Origin of the sequence: Amycolatopsis sp. NPDC006125 (genome assembly GCF_040614195.1) — a bacterium.
GTDB lineage: Bacteria > Actinomycetota > Actinomycetes > Mycobacteriales > Pseudonocardiaceae > Amycolatopsis_E > Amycolatopsis_E tucumanensis.
Map to the genome: position 1 here is coordinate 19167 of NZ_JBEXTZ010000062.1, position 17922 is coordinate 37088.

The 17922-nt window shown below is 71.8% G+C and carries 17 protein-coding genes and 1 pseudogene; 2 read left to right on the plus strand and 16 right to left on the minus strand.

The genetic code is table 11. From position 1 onward, the window contains the following. Nucleotides 1–30: 30 nt before the first annotated feature. On the minus strand, nucleotides 31–1338 hold the full coding sequence (locus ABZ193_RS27640; protein ID WP_354712023.1) for an MFS transporter: 1308 nt from the start codon (nucleotides 1336–1338) through the stop codon (nucleotides 31–33). A gap of 33 nt (nucleotides 1339–1371) precedes the next feature. After that, complete coding sequence (locus tag ABZ193_RS27645) at nucleotides 1372–3681, minus strand: cytochrome P450/oxidoreductase (protein ID WP_354712024.1); 2310 nt, start codon at nucleotides 3679–3681, stop codon at nucleotides 1372–1374. Between the two features lie 135 nt (nucleotides 3682–3816). Between ABZ193_RS27645 and ABZ193_RS27650 the strand changes: the two genes are divergently transcribed. Continuing rightward, nucleotides 3817–4479: a helix-turn-helix domain-containing protein gene (locus ABZ193_RS27650; RefSeq protein ID WP_354712025.1), complete on the plus strand. Its 663-nt coding sequence runs from the start codon at nucleotides 3817–3819 to the stop codon at nucleotides 4477–4479. Nucleotides 4480–4761: 282 nt separating this feature from the next. On the opposite strand, the gene ABZ193_RS27655 is transcribed toward ABZ193_RS27650, so the two are convergent. Next, nucleotides 4762–5184, minus strand: a complete 423-nt coding sequence (locus ABZ193_RS27655; protein WP_354712026.1) for a hypothetical protein — start codon at nucleotides 5182–5184, stop codon at nucleotides 4762–4764. 70 nt (nucleotides 5185–5254) lie between these two features. On the opposite strand from ABZ193_RS27655, the gene ABZ193_RS27660 reads away from it, so the two are divergent. Further along, nucleotides 5255–6160, plus strand: coding sequence for a LysR family transcriptional regulator (locus ABZ193_RS27660; RefSeq protein WP_354712027.1), 906 nt, complete (start codon nucleotides 5255–5257; stop codon nucleotides 6158–6160). On the opposite strand, the pseudogene ABZ193_RS27665 reads toward ABZ193_RS27660, so the two are convergent. The 13 genes and pseudogenes from ABZ193_RS27665 to ABZ193_RS27725 all read right to left on the minus strand — a co-directional run bounded on the left by ABZ193_RS27665 (nucleotide 6125) and on the right by ABZ193_RS27725 (nucleotide 17855). Then, a pseudogene (locus tag ABZ193_RS27665) lies at nucleotides 6125–7073 on the minus strand (IS481 family transposase). The gene ABZ193_RS27660 and the pseudogene ABZ193_RS27665 sit on opposite strands and share 36 nt — an antisense overlap. Nucleotides 7074–7181: 108 nt before the next feature. After that, nucleotides 7182–8891: an FAD-dependent oxidoreductase gene (locus ABZ193_RS27670; RefSeq protein ID WP_354712028.1), complete on the minus strand. Its 1710-nt coding sequence runs from the start codon at nucleotides 8889–8891 to the stop codon at nucleotides 7182–7184. Nucleotides 8892–8932: 41 nt separating this feature from the next. Further along, nucleotides 8933–9994 carry an MSMEG_0565 family glycosyltransferase gene (locus ABZ193_RS27675; protein WP_354712029.1) on the minus strand — a complete coding sequence of 354 codons (1062 nt, stop codon included), beginning with the start codon at nucleotides 9992–9994 and terminating at the stop codon, nucleotides 8933–8935. Next, nucleotides 9991–10824, minus strand: a complete 834-nt coding sequence (locus ABZ193_RS27680; RefSeq protein ID WP_354712030.1) for a carbon-nitrogen hydrolase family protein — start codon at nucleotides 10822–10824, stop codon at nucleotides 9991–9993. Before ABZ193_RS27680 ends, ABZ193_RS27675 begins: the two co-directional genes overlap by 4 nt. A gap of 4 nt (nucleotides 10825–10828) precedes the next feature. Beyond that, nucleotides 10829–11689, minus strand: coding sequence for a carbon-nitrogen hydrolase family protein (locus ABZ193_RS27685; RefSeq protein WP_020417212.1), 861 nt, complete (start codon nucleotides 11687–11689; stop codon nucleotides 10829–10831). Then, a complete protein-coding gene (locus ABZ193_RS27690; RefSeq protein WP_354712031.1) occupies nucleotides 11686–13053 on the minus strand; it encodes an MSMEG_0567/sll0787 family protein in 1368 nt (455 codons plus the stop codon). The genes ABZ193_RS27685 and ABZ193_RS27690 overlap by 4 nt, the downstream gene beginning before the upstream one ends. A gap of 4 nt (nucleotides 13054–13057) precedes the next feature. Beyond that, entirely contained in the window at nucleotides 13058–14119 is a 1062-nt protein-coding gene (locus ABZ193_RS27695) for an MSMEG_0568 family radical SAM protein (RefSeq protein ID WP_354712032.1), read from the minus strand. A gap of 31 nt (nucleotides 14120–14150) precedes the next feature. Then, nucleotides 14151–14663, minus strand: a complete 513-nt coding sequence (locus ABZ193_RS27700; protein WP_017982569.1) for an MSMEG_0572/Sll0783 family nitrogen starvation response protein — start codon at nucleotides 14661–14663, stop codon at nucleotides 14151–14153. 42 nt (nucleotides 14664–14705) lie between these two features. After that, entirely contained in the window at nucleotides 14706–15524 is an 819-nt protein-coding gene (locus ABZ193_RS27705; RefSeq protein WP_354712033.1) for an amidohydrolase family protein, read from the minus strand. After that, nucleotides 15524–16837, minus strand: coding sequence for an MSMEG_0569 family flavin-dependent oxidoreductase (locus ABZ193_RS27710; RefSeq protein ID WP_354712035.1), 1314 nt, complete (start codon nucleotides 16835–16837; stop codon nucleotides 15524–15526). Before ABZ193_RS27710 ends, ABZ193_RS27705 begins: the two co-directional genes overlap by 1 nt. Beyond that, on the minus strand, nucleotides 16834–17127 hold the full coding sequence (locus ABZ193_RS27715; protein ID WP_084506028.1) for an MSMEG_0570 family nitrogen starvation response protein: 294 nt from the start codon (nucleotides 17125–17127) through the stop codon (nucleotides 16834–16836). The genes ABZ193_RS27710 and ABZ193_RS27715 overlap by 4 nt, the downstream gene beginning before the upstream one ends. Nucleotides 17128–17256: 129 nt before the next feature. After that, nucleotides 17257–17559: a HigA family addiction module antitoxin gene (locus tag ABZ193_RS27720; RefSeq protein WP_354712037.1), complete on the minus strand. Its 303-nt coding sequence runs from the start codon at nucleotides 17557–17559 to the stop codon at nucleotides 17257–17259. Between the two features lie 17 nt (nucleotides 17560–17576). Continuing rightward, on the minus strand, nucleotides 17577–17855 hold the full coding sequence (locus ABZ193_RS27725; RefSeq protein ID WP_354712039.1) for a type II toxin-antitoxin system RelE/ParE family toxin: 279 nt from the start codon (nucleotides 17853–17855) through the stop codon (nucleotides 17577–17579). Nucleotides 17856–17922 lie beyond the last annotated feature (67 nt).

Here is a 17922-nt window from a genome sequence, read left to right on the forward strand (position 1 = left end):
GGCCCAGGCCAGGGCCGCACCCGCGCACACTCAGCCGACGCGGTCGAGGTCCACGCCCCTCGTTTCGCGGCTGGTCGCCACCGCGAGCACGGTGATCGCCATGGTGAGCACGAGGTAGCCGATCACCGCGCCGACGCCGACGCTGTCGATCAGCCACACCGCGATCAGCGGCGCCGGCGCCCCGGCGATGATCGACGAGCCCTGGAACACCAGGGACGAGCCGGCGTAGCGGTAGCGGGTGGGGAACAGCTCGGTGATCCACGCGGCCTCCGGCCCGGCGAGCATGCCGTGGAACAGCGCGCCGGCGCAGACACCGAGCCACAGCATCGGCACGCTGGCGGTCTGGACCATCCAGAAGAACACCGGCGCCCAGACCACCAGCGCGACGGCGGGCACGAGCATCGCGATCTTGCGGCCGACCCGGTCGGACCACGCGCCGCCGCCGATCATGCCCGCGAACTGGCACACCGACGCGAACGTCACCGCCAGCACCACATCGCCGCGCTGGTACCCGAACGACGTCGTGGCGTAGGCGATGACGAAGACGGTGTAGATGTAGAACGCGATGTTCTCGCCGAGCCGCATCCCGAGACCGTGCAGGACCGCGCGGGGCCGGGCCAGCGCTTCGAGCACGCTCGACCTGTGCGCGGCCTTGCGCTCGGCACCGGCCCGGGCGGCCTGGAACACCGGCGATTCCTCGACGCTGCGCCGGATCCAGAACCCGATCACCAGCAGCGGCACCGCGACCAGGAACGCCACGCGCCAGCCCCACGCGTCGAAGGCGTCACCGGGGAACAGGCCGCCGAGGACGGTGACCACGACGGTCGCCAGCACCGTGCCCAGCGGCGCGCCGGCCTGCGGCCACGAGGCCCAGAACCCGCGGCGCTTCGGCTCGCCGTACTCGCTGACCATGAGCACCGCGGCCCCGAACTCGCCGCCCAGTGCGAAACCCTGCGTCATGCGCAGCACGACCAGCAGCAGCGTCGCCCAGATGCCGATCTGGTGGTAGGTGGGCAGCAGCCCGATCGCCGCGGTCGAGGTGCCGAGCAGCAGGAACGTGGTCACCAGCATGGGTTTGCGGCCGAACTTGTCGCCGAGGTGCCCGAACACGATGCCGCCGAGGGGGCGCGCGACGAACCCGAGCCCCTGGGTGGCGAGCGCGAGGAGCAGCTGCACGATCCCGTTGCCGCCGGGGAAGAACAGCGGGCCGAGCACGGTCGCGGCGAGCACGCCGTAGATCGCGAAGTCGTACCACTCCAGCACCGCGCCGGCCATCCCGCCCGCGAGCACGCGCCGGAAGCTGGTGGCGGACCGCGCCTGCCGCACCGTTGACGTCATTGTCAGTTCCTTTCGAATGTCCACAGGGGAGGGTCAGAGCCGGAGGGTGATGCGGTCGCCGCAGGCCCGCGAGCAGCAGGTCATCATCCTGGTGCCGGCGGCCCGTTCGGCCTTGGTGAGGACCACGTCGCGGTGGTCGACCTCGCCGTCGAGGACGGGCACTTCGCACGTGCCGCACAGGCCTTCTTCGCAGTCGCTGGGCACGTCGACGCCGGCGGCGCGTAGTGCGGCGAGCACGGTCTCGTCCGCGGCGACGCGCACCGTGAGCCCGGAGTCGGCGAGGTCGACGTCGAAGGCGTGCTCCACGGCGGGGTCGAGCACTCGTTGGGTGGTGGTGAAGTGCTCGACGTGCAGCGCGTCGTCCGGCCAGTGCGCGCTCGCCTCGGCCAGCGCGTCGAGCAGGCGTTCCGGCCCGCAGGCGTAGATCTGCGTGCCTTCCGCCGGATTCGCGAGCAACGCGACGACGTCGAGGCGCGTTCCGTCCGTGCTGGTGTGGACGTGCAGGCGGTCGCCGTGGTCGCGCCGGCACCGGTCGAGCAGGGCCATCGCGGTGGTGTCGCGGCCGCAGTAGTGCAGTTCGTAGCTGCCGCCGGCGGCCTTGACCTGATCGGCCATGGCGATGATGGGGGTGATCCCGATGCCGCCCGCGACGAACACGTAGTGGCGCGCGGCGGGGTCGAGGCGGAAGTGGTTGCGCGGGCCGCGCAGCGACAGCGTGGCGCCGGGGCGCAGGTTTTCGTGCACGTAGCGGGATCCGCCGCGGCTGTCCGGGTCCTTGAGCACGGCGATGCGGTAGGTGCCGGCGTCCGCGGGGTCGCCGCACAGCGAGTACTGCCGGGACAGCTCGCCGAGCTGCAGGTCGACGTGCGCGCCCGGTGACCACCTCGGCAGGGGCTTGCCGTCGGTGGCGGCCAGGGTCACCTCGACGACGTCCTCGGCCGCGCGCTCGACCGACACGACGCTCACCGTCCGGGCCACGGCGCGCTTGGACGGTTCCCCGATCCGCACCGGGCGGCGCAGCTCGGTGATCGACGGGTCGGCCCGTTCCGGGTTGGCGGCGGGATCCCACTGCACCCACAGGTGTTCCGGGCCGCGGAAGGAGGTGTTGGGGACGTAGGTGAACTCCTGGTCCGGCACGAGTTCCAGGTGCGGCAGCCTGCGGGTGAGTTCCTCGAGGAAGATCTGCAGTTCCATGCGGGCCAGGTTCTTGCCGAGGCACTGGTGGCTGCCGTAGCCGAAGGTCAGGTGGTCGGTGGCGTTGTCGCGGCGGAGGTCGACCTCGTCGGGGTGGTCGAAGTGCCGTTCGTCGCGGTTGGCCGAGGAGTTGACGATGAGCAGCTTGGCGCCGCGCGGGATCGGGACCCCGCCGATCGTGGTGTCCCGGGTGACCAGCCTGCGCCACGCCGCGACCGAACCCGAGTGCCGCAGGCATTCCTCCACGGCGTGGGGGATCAGGTCCGGGTCGGCGCAGATCTCCTCCCACACCGCGCGGTTTTCCAGCAGCAGCTTGATGGCGTTGGCGGCGGCGTTGGCCGTGGTCTCGTGGGCGGCGACGATGCCGGCCATCATGATCGAGTGCAGGTAGGAGTCGGTGATGACGTCGGGGTGCTCCCGCTGCGCGCGGATGCTGTAGGGGATCCAGCCGTGCCCGGACGGGTCCCGGCGCAGTTTGTCCAGCACGGTTCCGGCGTACTGCCAGAACTTGCCGACGTTCTCGGCGACGGCGACCTGCTCCTCGGGTGAGGGCCTGCCCCAGGTGTTGACGGTGTGCGCGATGGAGTACTCGCGCAGAGTCGCCATGTCCTCCTCGGGAACGCCGAGGAAGTGCAGCGCCACGGTGAGCGGGACCTCCCACAACATCTCGTCGACGAGGTCGGCCTTGCCCGCGTCGACGAACCGGTCGACGTACTCGCGCGTCAGCCGCCGGACCATCGGCTCGTGGTGGACGAGCTGCTCCGGGGTGAACGGGTGCATCAGGACCCGCCTGCGGGGCATGTGTTCCGGCTCGTCCTCGTTCACCAGCGTGCGGTTCATCGCGTAGCCGTACTTCGCCAGCGTCGCGGTGGCCTCGGCGGAGACCGGCGTGATCTTCTCCAGCGCGATCGAGGGCGAGAACGTGGTGTTGTCGCGGAAGACAGCCTTGACGTCGTCGTAGCGGGTGACGACCCAGTAGCCCAGGCGCGGGCTGTAGAACACCGGCTCCTCTTCGCGGGACCAGCGCACTGCGGCGGGCGGGTCGGCCTGGTACTCGGGGCCGAACGGGTCGAAGGCGCTCGCCCGGGGCGAGACCGGGCAGCCGGCCGCCGCCGCTGCGTGATCGACCGGGCACGACCCTGTGCTCATGCTGTTCACCTCGTATTTTACTGATAACGCACATATTGTTGCGGTGAGCGAACCGCGGTGTAGCGTAAGTGGGGCACGGGGAGGCGTCAAGGTCCGCCGGTAGAGTCGGGCCGGGATCGACAGCGGAGGGGCGGCATGAGCACGTTGCAGACGCTCGACCGCGGGCTGCGGGCGTTGGAGGTCGTGGCGGAGTCACGATCGGGCATCTCGGTCGCCGACCTGGCGCGCGAACTCGACGTGCACCGGGCGATCTGCTACCGCATCGTCGCCACGCTGGAAGGCCATCGGCTGGTGTCCCGCACGGGGGACGGACGGGTGCGGCTGGCGTCCGGTCTGGCGACCCTGGCGGCGAAGTTCGAGCCGCACTTCAACCAGGACGCGCTGCCGCTGCTGAAGGAACTGGCCAACCGCACGTCCGCGACGGCGTTCCTGTCCGCGGCGGAGGGCACCGAGTGCGTGGTGGCGATGGTCGCCGAACCCGAGGGCACCGTGCTGACCGTCGGCTACCGGGTCGGCAGCAGGCACCCGCTCACGCAGGGCGCGGCCGGCCTCGCGATTCTCGCCGCCCGGCCGGAAGAACCCGGCGAGCCGGACGCGGTGCGGCAGGCCCGCCAGGACGGCTACAGCCTGACGCGCGGCCAGCTGGAACGCGGCGCGGTCGGCCTCGCCGCGGGCATCCGGGCCGGCACGCTGGAACGCAGCGTCGGCGTGGTCGCGATCGACGGCCTCGACACCGGCCTCGCGGCCACCGAGGTGATGGCGACCGCGCGACGGATCGAACAGTTGCTCACGGCCTGAGCCGTGGTGATCAGGCGCCGAGGGCCGCGAGCGGACACCACTCGCGGCTCTCGGGCTTGGTGAAGCCGGTCAGTTGTCGTTGTGCCCTTCTGGTGTTGCAGTTGCCGCTGCCGCCCGCGCTGAGCGTGTAGGAGCCGCCATTCCAGTGCTCGGCTCACCCGTCGGTCTCGGCGACAGGGGACCATTCCCGCTCACGCGGGAAGCGCCAGTCCACAAAGGCCGGCTGTCCGGACACCGGATTCACCGGCAGCAGCCCGTGTCCGATCGCTTCCTTGCCACCGCTTAAGGCCAGTCGACCGCGGCCCCGCGCCGGGCGAATTCGAGCGCGCTCGTGCGGCGATTCCGCTGCCGGCGCCGGTGATCAGTCCGGCCTGTCCCGCGAAGCCCGCCACGACAGGGCCTCGTGGTTGGTCCAGACGACCTGGTAGGGATGCCGTGACTGCCAGCTCTGGATGAGGTCCTCGTACCGGGCACGGTGAAGACCGCGTTGAGCGCGTCGAGGTCGGCGACTCCGAGCTGGATGATCGCGCTGGCGACGAAGACGGGACTGTGGCCGTCGGCGGGCACGCGGATGTGGCGCCGGGCCGCGAAGGTCTGGACGAGGCCGGAGCCCAGCATCAGGTTTTCGATGTCTTTCAGGTATTGATCCAGCTCCGCATCCGGGATGGGCTGGTCGAAGGAGACAATCATGGTGTGGTTGAGCACGAACCGATTCAAGCAACGACGGCCGTGCGGAGTCCAAGACCGGTTCGTCATCCGGCGATAACGTGGAGGCATGATCGAGGTCGAGACGCGCGAGCTGGCCTACTTCGTCGCCGTCGCGGAGGAGCTGCATTTCGGCCGCGCGGCGGTGCGCCTGTCGATCGCCCAGCCGGCGCTGTCGAAAGCGATCCGGCGCGTCGAGGAGCGGCTGGGGGTGCAGCTGCTCGTGCGTTCGAGCAGGCGCGTCTCGCTCACGGCGCCGGGGGAGGCCCTGCTGTACCACGGCCGCCACGCGCTGAACGCGATGAGCGTCGCGGTGCAGCAGGCGCGACAGGCCGGTGACGCCGACGCGCATCTGCGGCTCGTGATCAAACCCGGCGGCGACGCGAACCTGCTGTCGGGGATCCTCACCGCGTACGCCCAGCTGCCCGATGCGCGCCGGGTCGACATCCTCTTCGGTGGTGCCACCGACCGCGCGGACTACGTGCGCGACGGCCGGGCCGACCTGGCGCTGCTGTACGCGCCGTTCGACGATCTCACGGGGCTGGCGTACGAGGCGCTCCACGTCGAGGACCGCGTTGCGATCCTCCCCGCCGATCACCGGCTGGCCGCGCGCGACGAGGTGCGGCTGGCCGACCTCGAGCACGAAACGGTGCCGCGGTGGAAAGGCGTGCCCGGCGGCGGGACGGGGCCGGAGCTGGTGGACGTGCCCCAGATGATCCAGATGATCGCGCTCGGCCGCACGATCGCGGTGCTTCCGCGCTCGCTGGTCGAACCCGTGCCGCCGGGAATCGTGTGCGTCCCGGTCGTCGACGCCCCCGCCAGCGAGATCGTCCTGGCTTGGGCCGAGCTGGACCGCCGTCCGCTCGTGGCCTCGTTCGCGGCGGCGGCGCTCGCCGCCACGGGCAAGCGCTGCTGTCGTGACCTGACAGGTTGTGGAGGGTCAGGGCAGTCGGCTGATGGGTGGGTGGGCTGCTAGGGCGGAGTGTGGGCGTTCAGTGTTGTAGTGCTGGACCCAGGTGGGCAAGGCTGTCAGGCGGTGGGTGTTGGAGGTCCAGGGCTGGGCGTAGGCGAATTCGGTGAGCAGGGTGCGGTGGAAGCGTTCGGCTTTGCCGTTGGTCCAGGGGCAGCCGGGTCTGATGTAGCGGCGGCGCAGCCCGAGGGCGGTGCAGACCGCGGCCCAGCAGGTGCCTCGGCGGTAGACCAGGGCGTTGTCGGTCAGGATTCGCAGCACGGTGATGCCGTGGTGGCGGAACCAGGCCACGGCGCGGTGCAGGAACGCGGCGGCGGTGGTGTCGCGTTCGTCGGGCAGGGCCTCGACGTAGGCCAGGCGGGTGTGGTCGTCGATGGCGACGTGCAGGTAGTCGTAGCCGATACCGCGGCCGCGGACCTGCTCGCGGCGGCCGTGCATCCGCCAGCCGCCGCCGTCAGGCACTCGCCCGAGTTTCTTGACGTCGATGTGCAGCAGTTCGCCCGGGGCGCGGCGTTCGTAGCGGATGCCCGAGTGCCGCCGCCGCACTGGCATCCCGGTGATCGGATCGATCGCCGACAACGGTGGTACGTCCCGACGACGCAGGACACGACCGACGGTGGAGGCCACCAGCCCGAGCTGCCCAGCGAGGAACACCGCACCCCGATGGCACTGCTGACGCAACGCCAGGATCGCGGCTTCGGTCTCCACAGGCAGGCGGGTGGGGCTGTGATGCGGGCGGGAGGAGCGATCGACCAATCCCGCTTCGCCCTCCTCCCGGTGCCGCGCCAGCCACTTGTAGACCGTGGACCGCGCCACCCCGAGCTGCTCAGCAATCCGCGCCGGCGGCCACCCCGCCTGATAACGCTGCACAATCAACTGCCGAGCATACACGCGTGGTGCGTGCGTTAGCGTGACCCATCGAGGACCTCCAGGGCTGGTAGTGGATGCGTCGCAACACCCACTCCGCCCGGAGGCCCTCCCCACAATCAACCCAACACGCCGTCCACAACCTCACGAGTCACGACAGCTAGCTCGCCGGTGCGGGGCGCGCCTCCTTCGCGCGTCCGCGGGGTTGCTGGGCGTTCGCCGCGAAGAGGCGGTGCAGTAGCTGGATCGCCACCGAACCTTCGCCGACGGCCGAGGCCACGCGTTTCACCGATCCGTGCCGGACGTCGCCGGCGGCGAAGACGCCGGGCATGCTCGTTTCGAGGAGCAGCGGGTTGCGCTGCAGTGGCCAGGTGCCGTCGCGGAGGTCGGATCCGGTGAGGACGAAACCCTGGTCGTCCCGGTCGATCTCGGCTGGCAGCCAGTGGGTGTGCGGCCGGGCGCCGATCATGATGAACAGCCCGTCCGCGCCGGTGGTCTCCTCGCCGCCGGTCGCGCGGTCGCGGAGCACGAGGTGGTCCAGCCGCCCGTCACCGCCGCCGCCCACGATCTCGGTTCCGGTGCGGACTTCCAGCCCGGGGGTCGCCGCGATCTCGCGCGTCAGGTACTGCGACATCCCGGCGTCCAGCGACGAGGCGCGGACCACGAGCGTGACGCTGCGGGCGTAGCGGGCGAGGTACAGCGCGGCCTGGCCGGCCGAGTTGCCGCCACCGAGCACGTACACGTCGCGGCCGGTCATGGCGGGCGCTTCGGACGACGGCGGGCCGTAGAAGACCCCGGCGCCGCTCAGGGCTTCCAGCGCCGGCACCCCGAGCTGGTGGTAGCTCGCGCCGGTGGCCAGGAGGACCGCGCGGGTCCGCACACGGGCGTCGCCGGACAGGGTGACGACCACCTCGCCGTCCGCGCGCTCCAGGCCGAGCGCCTGCCGCATGAACGCGAACTTCGCGCCGAAGACCCACGCCTGGTCGTAGGCCTGCTGGGCGAGGCGTCGGCCGCTGACGCCGCGGGGGAACCCGAGGTAGTTGCGGATCAGCGAGCTGGAGGTCGCCTGGCCGCCGAGCCCGCCCTCGTCGACGACCAGCGTGCTGAACCCCTCCGACGCGCCGTACACGGCCGCGGACAGCCCGGCCGGCCCGGCGCCGACAATGACGAGGTCGAACTCCATCCGCTCGGGACTCACCGGCGAGCCCGACGCCACCGCCAGCTCGGTGTTGCTCGGGTCGGTGAGGACCGTGCCGTCGGGGAAGAGGACGACCGGCAGCCGGATCCCGTCACCCACCGCGGCCAGGCGTGCGCGGCCCTCCTCGGAGTCGGCCAGGCAGAACGAGTGCGGGATCGCGCACCGGCCGAGGGTCTGGCGCAGCTCGTAGGCCCGGCCGGACCAGCTCTCCCCGATGACGTGGATGGTGTAGGGCGAGGTCCGCCGCGACTCGGCCCAGTCCAGCAGCGAACTCGAGATCGCCTGGTGGAACGCCTCGTCCGGGGTGGCCATCGGCCGCAGGACGTAGTGATCGATGAGCCCGCGGGCGATCGAGGTGTAGATCGCCTCGCCGGTTTCGCGGTCGCCCCAGTCGCCCCACGCGATCAGCAGCCCGCGTTTCGCGTGGGGGTGGAGGCGGCGGGTGCGGTCCAGCAGCTCGCTGCCGGTCATCCCGGGCAGCCACTGGCCGGCGAGGACGAGCGCGACCTCGTCACCCGCGCCGGCGAATTCCTCGAGGACAGTCAGCGCCTCGCGAGGGGAGGACAGGCACACGATCCGGTAGTGCCGGGCGTAGCGCTCCCGCAGCTCCCGCTCGACATCCCCGAGTACGTCCGCATTCCCGTCAACGGCGACGAGCACTGCGCCGGACATGCCGAAGACTGTAACCGCTCGTCGGCCGCCTGGAAACGGCCTCACTCCGCCAGCAGCCCCCGGTACAGCGCCAGGTGCGCCCGCGCCGCGGCGCCCCAGTCGTAGGACGCCGCCAGCCGGCGGCCGGGTTCCCGCAGCCGGCCGGGGTCAGCCAGCGCGGCTCGCATCTGGTCGGCCAGCCCGGCGGGGCCGGAGGCGAACCGGGCGGCGCCGTCGAACACCTCACGCAGCACGGGGAGTTCGCGGGTGACCACCGGGACCCCGGCGGCCAGCGCCTCCATCGCGGCGAGGCCGAAGCCCTCCTTGGTCGAGGGGAAGGCGAACACGTCCGCCGCCGCGACCAGGGACGGCAGCGACTCGTGGGCGACCGGACCCAGTACCACCGGCTCCACACCCAGCTCGGCAGCCCGCTTCTCCCACGCCGTCCGGTAGTCGCGGTAGTCGAACAGCGTCTCGCCGCCCGCGATCACCAGCCGCACGTCCGGGTCGGTCTCGCGCAGCAGCGCGTAGGCCTCCAGCAGATCCAGCGAACCCTTGCGCGGCTCGATCCCGCCCACCGACAACACAAACCGGCCCGACCACGCGGGATCCGGCTCGGCGGTGGCGAACCGCTCGTAGTCGACGCCGTTCGGGATCACCGTCGCCTCGACACCCCAGCCCTCGCGCAGCTCCCCGGCCACCGCGGCGGACACGCAGACGTGCGCATACGGGCGGCGGATCGCGCGTTCGTGGCAGGCGGCCAGCTCGGGCGTCGTGAAGTGGTCGATGTGGTGCACCGTGCGCACGACCCGCTCGACCGCGTTGGCGCTGATGCAGTCCTGGGCGTGCACGATGTCGTAGCCGCCCGGGTCGGACGCGGCCCGCAGCACCTCGATCGAACGCAGGATCCGCGGCCCCACGCCCTCACCTTCGACGTCCGGGAACGGCACGATCCGCACTGTCACCGCTGGGTCGACCGGACGGAAGAACCCGCTGTCCCCACCGCGGCCCAGCGACCACACGGTCACCTCCGCGCCCTCGGCGGCCAGCGCCTCGGCCAGGGCCAGCGTGTGCACGACCCCGCCGCGCGGCTTCGTCGAGTAGCTGAGCAGGGCGATCCTCACGTGCGGCTCCAGTAGGCGTCGGGTTTGCGCTCGGCCAGGTGGTGCAGCACCCGCCGCGCGGTGGCGACCTCGCCGGCGACGTCGACCTCGGCGATCGCGATGCCGGCCTTGCTCCAGGTGCGGGCGAGGATGTCGCCGCCCGGCCCGACCACCTTGGCCTGGCCCAGGAAGCGCATCCCGCCCATCGCGCCGGTCTGGTTGGACGAGGCCAGCACCACCTGGTTCTCCGCCGCGCGCGCCTGGTCGTAGAGGTCGAACAACCGGGCCTGCCGGTCCTGCGACATGCGCGGCGCGCGGTTGGTGATGCTGGTGGGCCACGCCGACAGGCAGGCCAGGATCTCGGCGCCGTCGAGGGCGAGGCTGCGCGCCGATTCGGGGAACGTCTTGTCGTAGTCGATGAGCATGCCCAGCCGCCCCACCGGCGAGTCGAACGCGGCGAAGGAGGTGCCTGCCGAGTAGGCGGCGACCTCGCCGGGCGGCTGGTGCACCTTGCGGTGCCTGCCGAGCACGCCGTCGCCGGTGACGCACGCCGCCGCGTTGTAGCGGTGCTCGCCGTCGGCTTCGCAGTATCCGACGCACACCACCATGTCCGCGGCGAGCGCGGCGATCTTGCGCAGGTGCACATCGTCCGGGGCGAGCGCGGGCGGCAGCGCGCCGGGGTCGGGGTGCCGCAGGTCGGCGAGGTACCCGCCGAGCGCGGCGTCCGGCAGCACCAGCAGCGCCACCCCCGAGGAGCGGGCGTGCTCGATGAGCGTGGCGATGCGCTGCAGGTCGAAGTCGAGGTCGCGGCCGAAGTGCGCGGCCACGGCTCCGATGCGGATGGTCCCCATCGCGTCAGTATCGCGCCGCGGCGAGTTCCTCCTCGCCGGTGGCCAGCGCCGGGTAGGCCGCCGGCCGCCGGTCCCGCAGGTGCCCCATGGACCGGCGCGCCGTCTCCAGCGCCTGCCGCACGTCGAGCTCGGCGACCGCGATGCCCTCGGCGACCCCGGTGCCGGCCAGGATCTCACCGCCCGGGTCGACGACCTTCGCGCTGGCGACGAACCGCAGGTCGCCGAACGCGCCGGACTGGTTGGCCGACAGCCACACGATCTGGTTCTCCAGCGCCCGCGCCTGGTCGAACAGGTCGAAGCGGCGTTTCCACCGGTCCTGCGCGAGGTCCGCGGCGGGGTTGGTGCGGCTGCCCGGCCACGCCGAGACGCACACGCCGATCTCGGCGCCGTCGAGGGCGAGGCTGCGCGCGGATTCGGGGAACGCCTTGTCGTAGCAGATGAGCATGCCCAGCCGCCCGACCGGCGTGTCGAACGCGGCAAACCCGTCGCCGGCGCGGTAGGTGGCGTCCTCCGACAGCGGCTGGTGCACCTTGCGGTGGTTGCCCAGCACGCCGTCGCCGGTTACGCAGACGACGCTGTTGTAGAGCCGTCCCCCGGCGTGTTCGCAGTAGCCGGCGGTGACCACCATGTCGCCGGCGAGCGCGGCCAGCCGCTTGATTTCGGGGCCGTCGACGTCCAGGGGTGGTGGCCCGTCGGCGTCGCCGTCGAGGTTGGCCAGGTAGCCGCCGAGGCAGGCCTCGGGCAGGGCGAGCAGCCCGACGCCGTCCGCGCGGGCGGTGGCGATCAGGGCGGCGATGCGGTCGAAGTCGCCCTCCAGGTCGCGGTCGAAGGGCGCCGCGACCGCGGCCATCCGCAGGGTGCTCATGAGGTCCCCAATCCGGTCACCCCGGCCGCGATGGCCTGGGTCTGTTCTCCGTCCGGCCAGCGCAGCGCGACGCCGCGCCCGGCCACCAGCTCACCGCATTCGGCGCTCACCGCCGGTCCGGCGTCGAGCTCTGCCGGCCCGGTGGTGAGCATCGCGAAGCCGGGGAAGCAGGTGAGCCAGTCGCCGGCGCTCGCGCCGCGGGGCCGGGGCACGGCGGCCACGTCGAGGACGGCGCCGCAGCCGCTGGCCTCGGCGAGCATCCCGAGCGTTCCGGCGATGCCGGCCATCGACACGTCCTTCGCCGCCGCGGGCCGTGCCCGGGCGACGGCGGTCAGCATGGCGCGCAGTTCCGGTGTGCGGCGGGAGGTCGTCGAATCCCATTGCCGTCCGGCGTATCCGGGCCGCCACCGCCCGCCGAGGTCGGCGGTGAGCCGCACCCGCTGGCCAGGCCGTCCACCGCCACCGGGCACCGGGGAGTCCGTGCGGCCCAACGCGGTCACGGCGAGCGAGGCGGGCACGCCGAGTTGCGTGTGCCCGCCGAGCACGGGCACGCCGTAGGCCTGGCTCGCCCGGCGCAGCCCGCCGAGCACGCGGCTGGCGAACGACGCGTCACGCGCGCCGAGGGCATCCAGCAGCCCGACCGGTTCCGCGCCCATCGCGGCGAGGTCGTTGACGTTGACCAGGACCGAGCACCAGCCGGCCCAGTCCGGGTCGCGCTCCACCATGGACGGCAGGATCGCGTCGCACGCCGCCACCACGTCGCTGCCCGGCACCGGAACCCCGTCGTCGCCGACGAAGCCGGGCACGCCGGTCAGCCCGGACAGCAGCGGCCCGAGGTCGCTCTTGGTCGCCCTGGCCAGCGCGGCGATGCGGCCGATCGGGTACCGCATCAGCACGTGCGGGGTGTCCGCGACCGTCACCGGACGCACCCGGTCCCAGCCCAGCCGGGCGAACAGGCTCTCGTTGCGGGCCTGCACCGTGGCCTCGAACCGCAGCACCCCGGCGTTCTCGGCATGCGCACAGGCGGCTCGCACCAGCGCCGGGCCGACCCGGCCCCGGCACGCGGGGTGCACCACCAGCCGCCCACCCAGCCACCAGCCGATGTCCTCGGCGGTGGCCGGGCCGAGCCGGACACCGCCGATGACCGTGCCCTCCCGGTCCCGGGCGACCAGGACGACGGTGCGCGGGTCGTCGTCCCGCTCGTCCCGGTCGTGCGAGTCGAACAAACCCTGTTCGTGCACGAACACCTCGGTGCGCAGGGCGTGGTAGGCGCGCACCGCGACGGCGTCGGCCGGTTCGATGTGGAAGGCGGGACGCCGGGCCAGGGTCGCCGAATCGCCCAGCAGGGCCAGCACGTCGGGCATCACGTCAGGCTCCCGCCGCGCTCAGCACGCCACACGCCCCGCAGGCCGCGCAGCCGGCTTCCTGGTCCGCGCCGCGCATGTCCGCCTCCAGCAACAACTTCGCGACCCGCTCGCTCACGTCGCGCACCAGCGACGCGGGCGGCCCGGACACGCCGTCCCGCCGCGCGAGGGTGCCGGCCATCGGCCGCATCGGCACCACGAACGGGTACACGCCCCGTTCGATCAGCCGAGCCGCGCCGCTTACCAGCTCGTCCGGATCCTCGCCGAGCCCGATCAGCAGGTACGTGGAGACCTTGTTGCGGCCGAACACCCGCACCGCTTCGTCCCACGCGGCCTCGTACTCGGCCAGCGGCACCGAGCCCTTGCCGGGCATCCACCGCCGCCGGACCTCGTCGTCCAGCGACTCGACGTGGATGCCGATCGACGTCGCGCCCGCCGCACGCAGGTCGGCGATCACCGACAGCTCGCCCGGCGGCTCGATCTGCACCTGCACCGGCAGCCCCGGCACCGCGTCGAGCACCGCCTTGACGCAGCGGACAAGGTGCCGGGCGCCGCGGTCCGGGCCCGCCGTGGTGCCGGTGGTCATCACCATCTGCCGCACCCCGTCGAGCCGGACCGCGGCCTCGGCGACCTCGGCCAGCTGCGCCGGGGTCTTCGCCGCGACGGTGTCCCCGGCCTTGAGCGATTCCTCGATGGTGCAGAACCGGCACCGCTGGTCCTCGGCGTAGCGGATGCACGTCTGCACGACGGTCGTGGCGAGCACGTCCCGCCCGTGCAGCAGCGCGATCTTGCGGTACGGCACGCCGTCCGCGGTCTCCAGGTCGTAGAACTTCGGGCGGGACACCGGTTCCACGGTCAGCCCGAGGTCGATCCGTCCCCTGTAGACACGGCCGTCGCGCAGGGTGTAGGGGCTGTCCGGGTTCAGCGGCAGCGCCGCGTTCGCACCGTCGACGACGAGGTGCCCGTCGTCGCTCGGGCCGGCGCCCTTGCTGCGCCGCACGGGCGCGTCCCAGCGCACCCCGTGCACCGCGAGGTCGGTCCGGGCGTCCAGGTTGTCGGTCTTCACGCGCACTGCCTCCTCTTCCGTCAGCCCGGGGTCACCACATGTAGGTCGAGTTGATGATCGCCCCCTTGCGGGCGTAGTGGATGAGCGCGTCCTGCACGTCCAGCGGGTGTGTCGGGATGACGCCCTCGATCAGGTCCTCCTCCCGCAGCCCGTGCAGGGACAGCCCGAAGCGGCAGCAGTAGACCTTGCCGCCCTCCTTGATGAACGTCTTGAGCTGGTCGTTGATGTTGTGCTCACCGGGGAAGGCGGAGTTGCCCGTGGTGGGGAAACCGCGGGTGGCCATGGCGTTCATCGAGCCGGGGCCGTAGAAGTAGATGGCGGATTCGAAGCCCTTGCGCAGCGCGCGGGTGGCCTGCAGGATCGCCACGAAACTCACCGACGACTCGTGCGCGATGCCGTGCACGAGCGTGAAGTACGACTGGCCGGGTTCGGCCTGGTAGTCCGGGAACACCTTGGTGCCGCCGTAGATGCTGGAGCCCTCCGGCAGCGACGGGTGCGGGATCTCGTTGAGGCTCTGCTGCTCGGTCTCGGTCAGCTCGGACACGATGATTCTCCTTGTTGTTGCGGGGGTTGCCACGGGTGCGGATCACCCGTAGAGCTTGTCGAAGGTGCCGCGGAAAACCAGTTCCGCGAGCTCGCCGTCGCCGGCCGCGGCGGCCAGCCGGGCGTACTCGCCGGCCTGGTCGCCCCACGGCTCGTCGCTGGCGAAGAGGATGCGGTCGCCGCCGATGCCGCGGCGGTCGACCTCGGCGGCCAGCCAGCGCGGCGCGAAGCCGATCGCCCAGGACAGGTCGGTGTAGACCTGCTTGCCCGCCGCGATCCAGTCGAAGAACCGGCTGCCCACGAGCTTGATGTGGCCGCTCATGCCGCCGCCGAAGTGCACCAGGTGCACCTTGACGTCGTCGCCGTAGTGCTCGACCAGCGTGCCGACCTCGTCGATGTCGGAGGCCGCGCCGGGGGAGGTGTGCACGTGGACGACCAGGTCGTGCTCGCGGGCGGTGGCGAAGATCCGGTCCAGGCCGGGGCGGCAGGCCGGGTCGGTGGGGCGGCCGCCGAGCAGGAAGCTCAGTTTCAGCGCCCGGACACCGGGTTCGGCGGCCAGGTTCAGCGCCTTCGCGGTGCGTTCGGCGTCGCGTTCCAGCGGGGAGACCCACAGGCCGGCGCGGATCCGGTCGTCGCGCTGGGCCGCCTCGACGCAGAGTTCGTTGAAGGAGAACGCGATTTCCGGGTCCGGCACCCCGTAGTTGGGGATGACCAGAGCGCGTTCGGTGCCTTCGGCGTCGAGGTCGGCGATCAGCTCGCCGATGGTGGCGCGGGCGCCGAGGTCGGGGTGGACGGCGGGGCCGCCGTAGAACGGGTAGGCGGGCAGCACGCCGAGGTGGCGGTGCGCGTCGTTGACCGGCATCAGGCCACCGTCCGGGGCGCGGTCCAGTACTCGTCGGCCGGGTACGTGCTGTCCGGGGTGCCGGCGATCCAGTGCAGCCCGTCGGTGCGGCGGTGCGCGGAGGCGATGTGCGCGGCCAGGTACTCGGCGTCGTCGGCGACGCCGCAGAACCGGCCGGAGCCCCAGGTGTGCTGCCAGGGCAGGCCGATGAAGTACAGGCCGGGGCAGCTGGTGACGCCGCGTTCGTGGGTGGGGTAGCCCCGGCCGTCGAACACCGGCACCTCGATCCAGCGGTGGTCGCGGCCGAATCCGGTGCTCCACACCACGGAGGTGATGCCGCTGGCGTGGAGGTCCAGTTCGGACGGTTCGGTGTCCGGCTGCCACACCGGGACGTACCGGTCCTCGTGTGGCGCGTCGAGGCCGCGGGCGGTGATCCAGGTGTCGATGGAGTCCTTGATGCCTTCGGAGACGGCGTCGGCGGCGTCGAGGTTCTTCTGGAGATCCTGGGCGAAGGTCAGGCGCCCGCCGTCGATGCCGGTGAGCCGGCCGTAGAGTTGCATGCCGTCTCGGGCGAAGGCGCGCAGGTCGATGTCGCGTCCGCCGTCGCGGCCGGTGACGTAGTGGTTGGCGCGGAACCGGACGGCGTCGGCGTCGGCGAACTCGTCGATGCCGCGCCGGTAGTAGCCCATGTCGTCCAGCCAGGCGACGACGTCGCGGCCCCGGTAGCGGCGGGCGACGCGCGGCGCGGTGCCCACGGCCAGGTGCACGCGGCGGCCGGCCAGGTGCAGGTCCTCGGCGATCTGGCAGCCGGACTGGCCAGTGCCGACGACGAGCACCTCACCCGGCGGTAGTTGTCCGGGATTGCGGTAGTCCGCGGAGTGGACCTGCACCAGGTGCCCGGGCAGCCGTTCGGCCATCCGCGGGATCAGCGGCACCTGGTAGGGGCCGGTGGCGAGCACGACGTGGTCGGCGGTGAGGTCACCCTCTGATGTGGACACCCGGAACCCGTGGGCGGTGCGGCGCAGCCGGGTCGCCTCGATCCCTTCGACGAGCGGGAAGTCGAAGGCGTCCCGGTAGGCGCGCAGGTAGGCGACGATCTCGTCGCGCACCATGAACCCGTCGGGATCGTCGCCGGGGTAGGGGAACCCGGGCAGGCGGCACTGCCAGTTCGGGGTGACCAGGCAGAAGGAGTCCCAGCGTCGGTCGGCCCACTCGTGGCCCGCGGTGTCGCGTTCCAGCACGACGTGGTCGATGCCGCGAGCGGACAGGCAGTGGCTCATCGACAGCCCGGCCTGGCCGCCGCCGACCACGACGACCGTGTGGTGGCCGTTCATCGCTCGAACCCCTCGACAACGACCCGGCCGTCCTCGAACGACTTCGCACGGGCCTCGATGTCGGCCAGCTGGGCCGCGGCTTGGGCGCAGCCGAACCCGTAGATGCGGCGCACCCGCTCCGAGGCCTGGGTCAGCGCCGTGCGGCTGCGGTCGACGAACTCGGCGACCGGATAGCTGTCCCCGGGAACGAAGAACTCCTCCACGACCGTGGAGGGCGAGTAGCATTGCTGAACGGAGGCGTCCGGCCAACGAACGCGAAAGACAATCTCCGGCACGGGTTTCCTCCCCATCTGCGGCGATGGGAGTAGTTCACCGGCCCGCGATGTCGGGGGCGTTGCATCCGGAACACCGGCTCGTTTCGGAACGAGGCCTTTGTTGCCAACGGGTTTCGGATGTCGTTGTGCCGGGGCGTCGGTCGGTCAGCAGGCGAGGTCGAGGGGCCGGATCTCGGCGAGCTCGGCGCCGATCTTGTCGCGTTCGCGTTCGAGGTCGTAGCGGGCCTGCAGGTTCACCCAGAACTGGTCCGAGGTGCCGAAGAAGCGGGCCAGCCGCAGTGCGGTGTCGGCGGTGATGGCGCGCTTGCCGTGCACGATCTCGTTGATCCGGCGGGGCGGAACGTGGATGTCGATGGCCAGCTTGTGCTGGGTGAGGCCGAGCGGGGCGAGGAACTCCTCGGCGAGGATCTCGCCGGGGTGAATCGGGGGTAGCCGGTCGTCGCTCATGGTGTTTCTCCTTCCGGTCAGTGGTAGTCGCAGATCTCGACGTCTTCGGGGCCGGCTTCGGTCCAGCGGAAGCAGACCCGGAACTGGTCGTTGATGCGGATGCTGTACTGCCCAAGGCGGTCGCCGCGCAGAGGTTCGAGCCGGTTGCCCGGGGGGACCGTCAGGTCTGTCAGAGTGGCCGCGGCGTTGACCATCTCCAACTTGCGCCGGGCGACCCGTTCGACGGCTTCGAACCGCCTGACGCGATGCCGTTGCCACAACTTCTCGGTGTCTTTGTCCGCGAACGACCTGATCACCGGAGATAGCATAACGCGGCGCGTTAATAACGTCAAACGTTATGGCATCGCGGTGCGTCTCGCCGGC